The following is a 12,241-nucleotide window of genomic DNA, read 5'->3' as shown; positions in this document are numbered from 1 at the left end:
CGCATAAGAGCTTCGTATCGAAAGCGAAACGAGAGAATTGATTATGGATTCTTTGGGTCCCCATTTTGGTGGACCGACTCGATTCCATTGTTTACCTAATGTGTCGACTGTGTGCCTAACTCGATAGCACTGGTGCACGTGTAATGGCCTGACGTGAGTACCGGTCTCGATCTACTCAGGCCGACCGTTTTCCGCTGGTTCTTCCCCCTTGATGAGACGGACCGCTTGGCGGGCAAGCCGGCGGCCGAACAAGTCGTAGCCTTCGGCGGTGTAGTGCAGGTCGTTGTTCGGCTTGCCGCTCTTGGTCTTGTTGTTGCAGTCGTCAGTATCCACCCACGCACCATGCCGATCGGACTGGGCGACATCCACATGTATTTGCCGCACATGATCCCACCCTGATTGCATCGACTCACCGGGAGAATGGTCACTGATGCGACCGATGACGACGTTCATGTTGGGCGCGTCAAGGTCGCGGCGAAGATTGCCGATTAGTTGCTTTAAACTCTCCTCATAGGCTGCGTCGAGATTCGTCTTCGCATCTTTCTCACCCTGCATCCAGAGGAATGTGACCGTGTCGGGCTTCTCGTCACCCGGGAATTTCTCTTGATAGGCGTCAATGATTTGGGAATAGAACGTCGGCTTTTGGTTCAGTGCCTTAAGCCCGCGTTGTTCCGCGATTGAATCCCATTCGGCCACCCACAACCGAATTGGCCTTCCACCTATCGCGACCTTGATGTGCTGGATATCCGCATTAGGTAATAGCTTGTTGAGTTCCGGCAAAAAAGAATTCTCTCGAGCTTCTTTTAAACCTGCCATATTCGATTGGCCGGACAAGATGAACAGATGCGTTTCAGCAAACGCATGAGTAGTCACAGCGAACAGGAACGCAAATATCCACAAGGAATTTTTCAAGCAACAACGCATGACTCAAGCACATCAGTAAGAAAAATAGAAAACAGACCAACAAAGTATCAGTTTACCGAATCACCACTCCGGTCGTTGGCGGTCCATCTCCTTTGTTCATTCTTTGCAAATACGATTCGAAATCGTAGCTACCACTGATTCAGCCCGGTGAAATAAGTAAAGAAGATCTTCGTCAGCGGTAAAGCAGCACGAATAAGCGAAACGGGCTGCTCATGAAGCAAACAGTTTGGCTTTCAGGCTTAGACATTTTTCTGTAACCGCCGCCATCTTGATCGCGCAGATTGCTCCCAGACGCCGGCACACCAATCTTCTACCCAACGTAACCGACTGAGGCCTCTTAGTCGGAGACACATCCTCAGCTTCACTGCAAGTTTTCAGTGCTCGGCCGACTGAGAGGCCTCAGTCGGCTACGTGGTGGGTGGCTGGAGGCTACATTGAATGCATGTCGAACGTTCGCCTTCAGTTTGGGTTCTTTGATCCGAAGCAGGAGTATTCGGTCACGCACGGTGTTCTTCCTCATTGGGAACAACCCGGTGCGACTTACTTCATCACGTATCGAACTCACGATTCGATCCCGCAAGCCGCATTCGAATTGTGGCAGCGACAACGAGCCGATGCACTGCGGCGGTTGGAAATTGATCCAGACGATCCCAACTGGACGTCGGCATTCGGTCGTTTGGACTGGGGAGTTCGACGCCAGTTCGCTCGCCAATTCGCAACGATCCTGGAAGCCAGTCTGGATGAATTGCACGGCGCGTGTGCGCTGCGATACCCGAATGTTTCCAACGTGGTCGCTGAGAACCTCCTGCATTTTGACGGCATGCGATACAGCCTGGGTGGATTCGTTGTGATGCCCAATCATGTGCACGTTTTGGTGTGCCTGGATCGCAACGTGACGTTGAAGGAGCAGTGTCGAAATTGGAAGCACTACCAGTCGCTACGGATCAACGAGTTGCTCGGGCACAAAGGCCGGCTGTGGCAACCCGAGAGTTTCGATCACCTCGTGCGTGATGGAGACCACTTTCAAAGGTTCCGGAAGTACATCCAGAACAACCCTGTCAAATCAAGGCTGAAAGAAAGCGAGTTCAGATTGTATCTTCCAAACCTCCAAAACGCCCACTTCGTAACCGACTGAGGCCTCTCAGTCGGTTGAGGATGGATGCTGACCGAGGGCCTCGGTCAGCTACGGTCAGCTACGGTCGCTGCGATCGCTCCGAGCACGGCACCCGACAGGTGCGATTCGACCAGCGGTTGGAATCCTTCGGCGTTGACGAAGAGGATTTCTCCGGTGGTGGATTCGTAGGCGAGTTTTGCGAGGAGCAAGATTCCGGCGGCGGTCCAGAAGCACGTGAACGTGCGGTCTCGGTCGGCGTGAGATTGGCGGATTTGGATGGCGAGGAACCAAACAAACAATCCCGTGTCGATGCCGCTCAGGCCTCGATAGGTCGTGACGTCTTGGCACGTGAGCAAGATGGCCGCAGAGATACCAACTGACATTGCGATGAGTGCGACGGGAAAGAGCCGAGGTTTTTTTCGTTCGCAGGCGGCACCCAAGACCGCGAACATCAGCACGTCCCAAAACAAATGGCCGCCGCCAAAGTGGGTGAGGTGACCGGAGAGAAGCCGCCACCACTGCCCGGAGGAAACGGCGGCGAAGTCGAGTTGCAACCCAGCGGTTAGGCTGGGGGAGGCGTACGCTGCGATGGCGATGACTGACATCAGTAGCGTCACTGGAATCTGTCGGAGCCAGACGCTTCCCTGACGGCACAACGATTGGATCGATGTGCCGTTGGTCTTGGGAAGCGTTGGGAGCAGTGATTCACCAGCACTCATCGGACCACATCCTGATGGTTGCTTCGAGACTTGCGTCGACGCATCATCGCGGCAGCCGCACCGCCGAGGGAAACAATCCCAGTGATCGGGCCGATCGGTCCGCCGCCTCCTCCACCGCCGCCCCCGTAGTTGCCACCGCTCGATCTTGGAGCCGGTGAGGGTGCTGAGGCCGGTGTTGGTGTTGAGACGGTTGCCGGTGCAGAGGCGGCTGGCACAGCGGGTGTTGAGTTCGCGGATACCTGATGTCGAGGTGCTGGCTTCGCAGCGGCGACCGATCGACCGGCTGATTTTTGGGTCATGCCTTCAGGTGTCATGACTGGGACGGCTTCGGTGACCAATCGTCCTTGCGGTGGTTCGGAAAGTTCTTTTTCGACGGCGATGAACGAGGTGTACTGAGTCATCAGTTGGTGCTTCAGTCCCAACTCGGTGATCTCGGCGCGGCCCGCGGGGGTTTCAGCTCCCACGTCACGGTTCCAAATTTGCCGTATTCGTTGGCGAGCCCAGACCGGACCGATCGAGTCATGCTCGGCTTCTTGTTCGGGAAGTTCGAGCTCCATTCCCATCTGAACAGGTTGTCCTGAGACGTTGCCCTTCAGCGTGATCGTACCGGTTGCTGGTCTGTCGTAGCGGCCCAGGACGATCAGAGGTTTCCCCGCGTACAGATCGGGAAGCCGCGAGGGCACTTGGTCTTTCACTACCAGTCCTCCCCAATCGATTTGCAAATCGGTCATGTAAGGTTGGCTGGTCAGTTCATGGAACCGGCGAGCGATCTCCGGCGTGTTGTCTTGATTGGTGACTTGCATCGAAAACCCGCGTCCCATCTCGGCCGCGCGGCTGATCAAGTAATCATTGGGTGCGGCTCCGAATGCAATGGGGAACACGCGAGCGTCTTGGAACTCAGGCTGTCGCAAGTAGCGAAGGATCGAGTGGTCGTTGCCGACAAGTGCATCGGTCATCAGGACCATGTAGCGAGGACGCGCGGATTCGTCTGCCTCGCCGCCGAGTGCCAACTTGAGTGCGGGCAACAGGTTGGTTCCACCACTTGCACGCAGGACGCGAACAAATTGTTTGGCGGATTGGATGTTCGCGTCGGTTGCCGAGACGGCATTGGGTTGGAACGCGGTCGTACGGTTGCTGAAGGCGATGACTCGGAATTCGTCATTGGGGTTCAAGTGATCCAGCACATGATCCGCGAACAAACGCAGTTGGCTGATCGCGGGCCCGTTCATCGATCCGCTGGTGTCCAACACCAAGATCACTTCGCGAGGTGTGATTTCGGTGGGCTCGATCGACCACTTGGGTTGCAACGCCAACATCACGTAACCATCTTCTGCGTCGGATTCGCGATGGGTTAGTGAAGCCAGGGTGCTGTCATCACCAGCCAAGCGATATTCAATGATGAAGTCCTTGTCTGCGATGGTGGATTGGTTCTTCAGCGTGATCGCGGCATGGGTATCGGAGGTTTGTTGAATGTCCAGCTCATGAGTGACTGGCACGATTTGCTGAATCGGCATCGCGGCGTCAATCTTCACTGACACGAACACGTCGTTGCCGTTTCGCATGCCTTCGGGAAGAGAGTCGGGCGTGATCCGTGAGGCGTCGGGGACTTGGTCGGTGTCGGCCGCCCAACCGCGTCCCACGTTGGGACGAGTGACCGGGGTTCCTGGGACGTATCGCGGGCCAACGACCATGGGGAAACGGAAGACGTAGCGATCTTCGTCGATCTCCAGCGGGTGCACGTACTCAATGTGGACGGTCACTTCGCTGTTCGCTGGGATGTTGGCGACGGCTTGAGAGAACACGTTGGCTCGCTCTTGTTCCAACAGTGCCGCTTTGCGACCCTCGTCGCGAGCTTGTTCGTATTCTTGGCGGGCTTCCTCTTTGCGTTTCACTTCGCCGACGATCACTCGTTCGCCGATTTGAAACGAGTAAGCGTCGACGGCGCAGTTCTCAGGCAGCGGGAACACGTACAACGCTTCCAACCGTTCAGGATGCGGATTCTGGAACACTTGCGAGACACGGACACGAGCCAGCACCCCTGAGATCTCAGTTTCCACCCGAGTCTCTTTGAGCGTGAAGCTTGGGTTGGGCGCCGGCAGTTTGGCTTTGAGTTGTTCGAAATCGTCTTCGCCGACACGCATCTGCCCCTGCGTGACGGGCACCCCGCCGAGCACGGTGTAGCCGGCCTGTGCGATGGCGGAGAAAAGGAAGGCGGAGGCCAGAACGACGACGGGCGCGATCAAAGGCAATCGTGTCGATTGCATCCGATGGCCGGGGGATTGAGCGTTCACGAGACGAGGTGCTCCAGGATCGAGAATCGAAGTGACTCCCTAGAAAGATCCCGTCGTTGCGGCGGTGGAGCGCGGAATCGTGAGACTTATGCTGAAAACCTCTCTGAGCTTGTAGCAGACTATCAATCGCGAAGCCTCATCAAGGCCGTGGCCAGGTCGCCGTTTTTCGGCTGCTTAGCCGGCGGGATTGCGGGCTTTGACAAGCAGGCGGTTGAACTCAGCAAGTTCGCCTTCGGAAAAGTGAGAGAGTTGTCGACGATGCAGGGCCAGGATGGGGCTGTCGAGTTTGGAGAGGAGTTGTAAGCCGGCTTCCGTGATCGACAGCATGCGGTTCGGGTGGGAGACAGAAACCAGTTGTGCTGAAACCAATTGGTCGACAAGCGATTGAATATCATCTTCCGGAAGAAGCAATTGGTTCAAGAGTTCGTCCTGTGCCTGAGGAATGCCTTTCCCGCGCAGGATTCGCAGGATGTTGTAGAGCGAACCGAATAGTCCGTGTTGATTCAGCAACGAGATGAATGGTTCCTGCATCCATTCCGCGGTTTTGATCAGATTGAGTCCAGCCTCTTGTTCAGGAACGGTGAAGGGATCGCGTTTCTTGAGTTCCAACTGCAGTTGGGAAGACGTGTGCGATTTCGCTTTTGCTTGTCGACGAAGTTGCCCGGGCGAAATTCCGAACTCGCGTCGAAACGCTTTTCCGAATGCGGCTTCGGATTGGTAGCCAGAATTTCGAGTGACTTCGGTCAAGGTTACATCACCGGTGCGAAGTCTCGCGGCGGCTCGCTGCAAACGCCACCAAGTCAGATACTCGAGGGGCGGTCGTCCCGTGATCGTTTTGAATCGTGCAGCAAACGCTGATCGAGAGACGGACAACTCATTTGCCAATTCGGCGACTGTCCAGCGATGCTCGGGACGCTCGTGCATCAATTTCAACGCCGCCCCAATTTCGTCGTCTGCCATGGCGCGAAGCCAACCATTGCTTTCGCTGTTTGACTTGGAACAGGTTCCTCCCGATCTGAGAGCGGCAATGAACAATGCATTGACTATGCCCAAGCTCACCGACTTCCAGCCACCTCGCTGTTCCTCGAATTCTGTTCCTAAGCGACGAACCAGTTCGCTTGAAAGTGATTCATCATTCGACCGAACGATGATCGTCGAAGCCAAGTTAAGTACTGAGAGGCCGATGGAACCCGATGTGAACTCAATTTGGCCAGTCGTGACTCGCGTGTCTTCTGAACGCGATTCGAGTCGGTGCTCCTGACCTTCGATGGCGAAGATCGTATCGCCGCTGTTCAGCGAATGGTCAGCGGCGGCGGACGTGAAACGGATTTGTCCGCTGACAACCGCGTAGAAGGACAGCCGCTGTGCTGCTACTGCCATTGTGGGGGAGGATCGGGGGATGGATGCAACCTGATGGACCCACGTCTTTCCTCCGCTCAGTGATTCGTCGAGGTGGGCAACCATCCCAGCAACACTCAAGAAATCAGCAAGAACGTCCATTGGCTTCGCCCCTCGCTTGGGAATGGCTGAGTTGCTCACATCGCCTAACTTTGGACGATCGGACTAGAAGTATGGCGATTTGGATATTTAAAGTCCAGCTGACCGGTCGTAATATGGGCACATGTTTTGGATCAAGAACGATTGCACCATGAAGGCGAGCGAGTGATGAAAGCGAAACGAATTGGTTACTGGGTCACGTTGGCGTTGTTCTGTCTTGCGATGGCAGGCGGCGGATTTGCGGATTTGACACAGAACGCAGCCATCATGGAGTCGATGACGAGACTGGGATTTCCAAGCTATGTGGCGACCATCTTGGGCTTTTGGAAAATTGCTGGAGTGGTCGCTCTTTTGCTGCCAGGGTTTGGGCGGTTGAAGGAGTGGGCTTACGCAGGCTTCTTCTTCGATCTGACGGGAGCCACTGCGGCTCACTTGTTTGTCAAAGATGCGATGCCCGAGCCGATCGTGCCGTTGATCATCCTGGCAATCGGAATGGCGTCTTGGTATCTCCGCCCCGCGTCACGCTGCATTGGGCAGATGTCGATCGCAGCGGCCGCCGACATGACGACGCATTCTGTCAGCGATTCATGAAGGCCTGATCAGGATCCGTCGAAGTGTGTTGTTCCCAAGGAGGGTTGAAATGTTACGCCAAAATTTCTTGAAGACGATCGCAATGGCAAGTGGAGCTGTGACGATAGGAGCCTCGCTGCAAGCGATGGCAGAGACATTGCCCGAAGATGGCAACGTGATGCCCGCGTTCTTCATCGGCCACGGTAGCCCTATGAACGCGCTGGGAGACAACGAGTTCACTCGCGGTTGGAAAGCGGCGATGGAGGACGTGCCCAAGCCTAAAGCGATCCTTTGTGTTTCTGCTCACTGGCTAACGCGTGGAACGTGGGTCACTGCAATGGACCGACCGAAAACGATTCATGATTTTGGTGGATTCCCTCGCGAACTTTCGGAAGCTCAGTACGCGGCACCGGGTGATCCTAAATTGGCCGGGCTGGTCAGCGACACGGTGAAAGGCACGCCCGTTGGTTTGGATCAAGGTTGGGGACTGGATCACGGTACTTGGTCGGTGCTCAAGCCTGTTTTCCCGATGGCAGACATCCCTGTGGTGCAAGTCAGCATCGACATTGCGAAACCGGGAGCGTGGCACTATGGATTGGCGAAGGAGCTGATGAGTCTTCGCCGTCGAGGTGTGTTGATCATCGGCAGCGGCAACATTGTTCACAATTTGGGATTGATGAACTTTCAAAACTTCGAACGAGGATTTGATTGGGCAATTGAAATCGATGAGACGATCAAGCAACTGATTTTGAATCGTGATCATGGCAAGCTTTGCGACTATCGATCGCTCGGCAAGTCAGCAAGACTCGCGATTCCGACACCTGATCATTACTATCCGTTGCTCTACGCATTGGCTTTGCAGGATGCAAACGAGGAAGCCACGATTTTCAACGACAAAGCAGTTGCGGGAGCCATCACGATGACCTCTGTGCGGATCGGCTGACGGATGCGAACCGATTGAATCAACGCTGGAAATGGCAGCGTTTCGAAGCCATTCCATCTGTACGCTTCGCCGCAGCCGAGAGGGGACACGGAGGATCGACCGAGCCGACAAAAGGACCGGCGGTCATTGCGGGCAGCGGTTTCTCCGATATCTTTTGGGGACCATGAGCGATCCTCCTAATCCTGGTTCGAACAACCATCGAGACCGAATTTGATGGTCTCGTTCACGGATTTGCGGGACGTTTCAATGCCACCGCTGCACCGCCAACGCTACTGGTATGCGGCGAGCCAGAAAAAGAATAGGCGGTAATTGATGACCAATTCGCACTTTTGAATGAGAGACACCACCTGGTCAATTGGTTGACCCTAAATCCGAGCAACCGTTCCAGTAAAACCAACTCCGGGACAATCACTCTTTCTGTTTGTTCTGTTCGATGAACAGTCGTTCTTCAGCTTCACTTTTCAAAACAGCAGGCTTCGTCAAGAAATCAGCAGGGCAATCAAGGAAAGCGGCTGGCCGAACTGTTGTTTAAGGATCTTGCGGGCCAAGTCGGCACTAAAAGGATGCGTTGTCAGACACACCGCAATGTTGGACGTGGTCGCCGCGAATCAACGGTTCATGATTAGTCTCGCGATCCGCAACAACCTCAGCTCAGTCGACGGGATACCAATTCGTTGCAAAAACCGATTGTTTGCGTTGCCGCCGAATCGGGCGACCGATGCACCGGCAACCACAACTTCTACCGTTTGGTCGACCTGGCTCAACCAACGACCGACATGACTAAGTGACTTTGCTTTTCCCAATAGCCTGCGCAAGCTGAACAACGCCTTCGCATTAGGCAACTCACAAACGATCTTGCGTTCATCAACACTGCGAATGCGAATCAAATCTCCGTTCCATTCGCATTCTAAGTCAGCATCGATCCGAAGACCGCGAAAATCACGCATTAGGTTCTTGGCTGCGTGTTGAGATTCGAACAGTACCGTTCATCTTCCAAGATGCATGTTTCGCGTCCGCGGACGTGGAACTCGGGATCGCCAGCTCGAAATCATCGAACGAGTAACTGATCTCCGCATTACGCCCGGTCAGCTTGTCATACAGACCAATCGCGAGATCAGGCCAAGTCTGGGTGTCAGTTTCGGTAGTCATTTCAACGTCCTTCTTAAAGCGTTGTGAGTTAGGAGACAACCCGAATGGAAAGTCCGAGTGAACCATACACAACCGGCAAGTCAGTCATTCCCAAGACGACTGGGTCACCACACTAACACGGAATAAAGGCTCTTGAAGAACGCCCGCAACTCAGCCGAACAGGGTCCCAAATCCGCTGATTTTGGGTGACGTCGCTGTGCCCGCCTGCGAACCGCAAGTGGCACAAGACCTAGCTTGCCTGAGCACAAACTGTGGCGATTAATCCAGCTAGTGAATCTCTTCAGGACGAGCAGGTCAAACGATCTATTGAAAACTGCTTCAATCTTGGTACTTGTCGAAAACTTCTTGGTAGGTCTCCGTTAGATCAACTAGTGGCCCGTGCACCCAGACACCGAACCGCAGCCGTAGCGATTGCCCTGGCTCCACTTTTACTTCACTTTCTGCACCCTGCTTCATCGCTTTGCGACCAAACGAATTCGCAACGATCAAACCGTAGTCACGGGCATGCATCCAACTCTCTCGAAAGTTGTCCTGGTTCACCAACACTGCGAGGCCGACCTGGTGGCCTTGCACCTTGCCGTCGTAAGCACACCATCGGGCTGGTTGCCCCCAAATCGTTTTGGCCGTCCTCATTCGCCCGGAACTCAACAACCCGCCGCCATTCTTTTCGCTTATGGACGTAGCGACACGAACCCCTAACCCCATCTCCTCCTGGTCACCGAACCGGAAAGTTTCGTCTGACCGAAAGACGCTGTCAAAAGACAACAACCATCCATCGCTTTGAGCGTCGACTGTACACTGAAACTCTTCGGTGCATACAGTCTTGCCGTGCGGGTCTACATATCGCTTCAGCTCCTGAAAGCCGCCACGTTGCCCTTCAGCAAACGGCTCCCCTATCCATCGTTCATGCTGAACCGTTCCTCGGTTGCGCCAAAAATCGACTCCATTAATGTCACCAAAGGCCAACCAAATCCCCGGATGCATGGTGGGGTGATCACCAGGATCGATGCCCTCAATCGGTGGATGGTTGCGAGTGACTTGTATCCCCGCGGTAGTCTTCACATCGCAAAAATACGGCCGTTGGATTTCATTCTCTTTCCACACATATCTTGCTACCGCTTGGTCACCTACCTTGATCACCACACTATCGTCACGCTGTTCCAAGCGGACGGCTGTGCCTTCTTTTAAAGGTACGCCTTCCGCGGTTCCAACCAAAGGCATGCCCAACCACACCGCGACGAACACAAGCAATGTGCAGGGCCAAGCACGAGACAGCAAACCAGCAAGCGGACTTGTCCGTGCGTCGGTCCGCCGACATAAGCTGAATTCACTCATCACACGACTCCTCTGGGAATGGACCAGTGGCCTGACTCTCGATACTGGCGGCGAAGCAACGCCTGAGCGGTTGGGTCGTTGGGAATCTGCTCTGCAACCGGATCGACCACCAATCCGGGCGAAGAACGCAGAGCGGCATTGGCAAGATGAACAAGTGCCGTCGAATCGTGCCCGATCGCAATCTCAGCCGCCGGTGGACGGCCATCACGGATCGCTTCCAGGAAATCGACCTGATGATTTGGGGGCAACCTTTGCTGCAGTTCCGGTAGTGTGTCCGTGATCACCCGGTTGCGGTCGTCACGCACTTCCAGCTTTCCACGCTTACTGACAAACAACATGCCCTGCGTCCCGTAAAACTCGACACCGGTGTCGCAATTATGCGGGTAGTTGCGCGACCACAATTGCAATTGAAAGGTCAATTGTCGAGGCGGCATTTTACCTTTGGTTGACGGCCACTCAAATGCGCACGATGCCGTATCGGGAAACTGTTGGTCGTCGTCAAAGGAGTACTTACCACCAACCGCCGTCACCTTCGACGGCAGGCCTGTCACGCCTAAACCCCATCGAGCGATGTCCAGCTCGTGCGTGCCATCATTGCCGATATCACCGGTGCCAAAGTTGTGCCACCAATGCCAATCGTAATGCAAACGATTCTGTTGATACGGTACCCATTCTGCGGGTCCAACCCACGCATCGTAATCGAGATGAGCTGGCGGCTTGGTCGGTGTGTGATGGCCAATATTTTTACGTCGCTGAATGTTCCAGGCACGCGCGGTCAAGACTTCACCGATCGCACCGCCGCCCAGCAACTCGATCGCTCGCACGATAAGCGGATTGGTACGACTCTGCGTTCCATGTTGGACCACAACTTGGTTGCGTCGAGCCGCATCGACCAACAATCGCCCTTCCAACAGGTTATGGCTGCAAGGTTTTTCTACATACACATGTTTGCCCGCCTCGCACGCCATGATCGCGGCCGGAGCGTGCCAGTGGTCTGGCGTGGCTATCACAACCGCGTCCACGGACACATCGTCAAGCACATGCCGCAGGTCGTTGGTGGACCGCTTTGCACCAGTAGCTTGCACTAATTCTTCGGCACGCTGTTGATCTGGATCACAGGTCCAAGCGAAACGTACTGAGCCTTGAAACCCTTTCAACAATTGTTTGGACCGGCCACCGCAACCGATCAACCCAATCGTAGGAGAGTCCGACCCTGCAGTCGCCCAAGCCCGAGTCATGGGTAGTGACGCAAGTGTTCCGGCCGCTAATGCACCAGTCGACAATCCGCGACCAAGAAACCCACGTCGCGAGACCGAATCGGTTGTGGAAGTGGTAAGCAAGATCAAACCTTTCCAAAGTGGATTGATAGAGACGAATAGCGACCAGCAATTTCACAGAATCTAATCGCTAACGAGGTCGCCAGTGCCTTCGAATGGACTCACTGTCGCCGAAACGCAGACATATCGCTACGTAACGCCGCGATCTTAATCTATAGATTTCCTCGCCGCAAATACGGCGACGTTCCTTCGGCGAACCAACCTTTACCCGATTCGATAGGCCGACTACGTCTTCCCAACCGAAATCACTGCTGCGAAGGTCAACCAACCGATGAACAACGTCACTAACCATTCTTGACAGTTAGGTCGTACCGTAGGTCCAGCAACTCCTTTGAGTCAGCGTTAACACTTTCAACCTAATC

At 54.8% G+C, this 12,241-nt stretch carries 11 protein-coding genes; 3 read left to right on the top strand and 8 right to left on the bottom strand.

Annotated elements, in window-relative coordinates:
• Nucleotides 1-171: 171 nt before the first annotated feature.
• A complete protein-coding gene (locus ACR3ZL_RS05075) occupies nt 172-912 on the bottom strand; it encodes a sialate O-acetylesterase (protein ID WP_486173246.1) in 741 nt (246 codons plus the stop codon).
• Nucleotides 913-1,366: 454 nt separating this feature from the next.
• On the opposite strand from ACR3ZL_RS05075, the gene ACR3ZL_RS05070 reads away from it, so the two are divergent.
• A complete protein-coding gene (locus ACR3ZL_RS05070; RefSeq protein WP_473648974.1) occupies nt 1,367-2,059 on the top strand; it encodes a transposase in 693 nt (230 codons plus the stop codon).
• A gap of 44 nt (nt 2,060-2,103) precedes the next feature.
• Here ACR3ZL_RS05070 and rrtA read toward each other — a convergent pair whose 3' ends face one another.
• From rrtA to ACR3ZL_RS05055, 3 genes are all read right to left on the bottom strand, one after another.
• Nucleotides 2,104-2,757, bottom strand: coding sequence for a rhombosortase (gene rrtA, locus ACR3ZL_RS05065; protein ID WP_473648975.1), 654 nt, complete (start codon nt 2,755-2,757; stop codon nt 2,104-2,106).
• A complete protein-coding gene (locus ACR3ZL_RS05060; RefSeq protein WP_473648976.1) occupies nt 2,754-5,048 on the bottom strand; it encodes a VIT domain-containing protein in 2,295 nt (764 codons plus the stop codon). Before ACR3ZL_RS05060 ends, rrtA begins: the two co-directional genes overlap by 4 nt.
• Nucleotides 5,049-5,222: 174 nt before the next feature.
• On the bottom strand, nt 5,223-6,548 hold the full coding sequence (locus ACR3ZL_RS05055; RefSeq protein WP_473648977.1) for a helix-turn-helix domain-containing protein: 1,326 nt from the start codon (nt 6,546-6,548) through the stop codon (nt 5,223-5,225).
• Between the two features lie 165 nt (nt 6,549-6,713).
• On the opposite strand from ACR3ZL_RS05055, the gene ACR3ZL_RS05050 reads away from it, so the two are divergent.
• Both ACR3ZL_RS05050 and ygiD read left to right on the top strand, forming a co-directional pair.
• Entirely contained in the window at nt 6,714-7,136 is a 423-nt protein-coding gene (locus ACR3ZL_RS05050; protein WP_486173245.1) for a DoxX family protein, read from the top strand.
• Nucleotides 7,137-7,185: 49 nt separating this feature from the next.
• On the top strand, nt 7,186-8,058 hold the full coding sequence (ygiD, locus tag ACR3ZL_RS05045; RefSeq protein WP_473648979.1) for a 4,5-DOPA-extradiol-dioxygenase: 873 nt from the start codon (nt 7,186-7,188) through the stop codon (nt 8,056-8,058).
• Between the two features lie 608 nt (nt 8,059-8,666).
• Here the strand turns inward: ygiD and ACR3ZL_RS05040 are convergent.
• The 4 genes from ACR3ZL_RS05040 to ACR3ZL_RS05025 all read right to left on the bottom strand — a co-directional run bounded on the left by ACR3ZL_RS05040 (nt 8,667) and on the right by ACR3ZL_RS05025 (nt 11,882).
• On the bottom strand, nt 8,667-9,005 hold the full coding sequence (locus ACR3ZL_RS05040) for a hypothetical protein (RefSeq protein ID WP_473648980.1): 339 nt from the start codon (nt 9,003-9,005) through the stop codon (nt 8,667-8,669).
• Nucleotides 8,998-9,207, bottom strand: a complete 210-nt coding sequence (locus ACR3ZL_RS05035; RefSeq protein ID WP_473648981.1) for a hypothetical protein — start codon at nt 9,205-9,207, stop codon at nt 8,998-9,000. Before ACR3ZL_RS05035 ends, ACR3ZL_RS05040 begins: the two co-directional genes overlap by 8 nt.
• Before the next feature lie 318 nt (nt 9,208-9,525).
• Entirely contained in the window at nt 9,526-10,542 is a 1,017-nt protein-coding gene (locus ACR3ZL_RS05030; protein ID WP_473648982.1) for a DUF6807 family protein, read from the bottom strand.
• Complete coding sequence (locus ACR3ZL_RS05025) at nt 10,542-11,882, bottom strand: Gfo/Idh/MocA family protein (RefSeq protein WP_473648983.1); 1,341 nt, start codon at nt 11,880-11,882, stop codon at nt 10,542-10,544. Before ACR3ZL_RS05025 ends, ACR3ZL_RS05030 begins: the two co-directional genes overlap by 1 nt.
• Nucleotides 11,883-12,241: the final 359 nt, after the last annotated feature.

This window comes from Rhodopirellula sp. J20-39, from assembly GCF_057365095.1.
The sequence above is the reverse complement of the archived record's forward strand: the minus strand, read 5'-3'. Positions and strand labels throughout refer to the sequence as shown.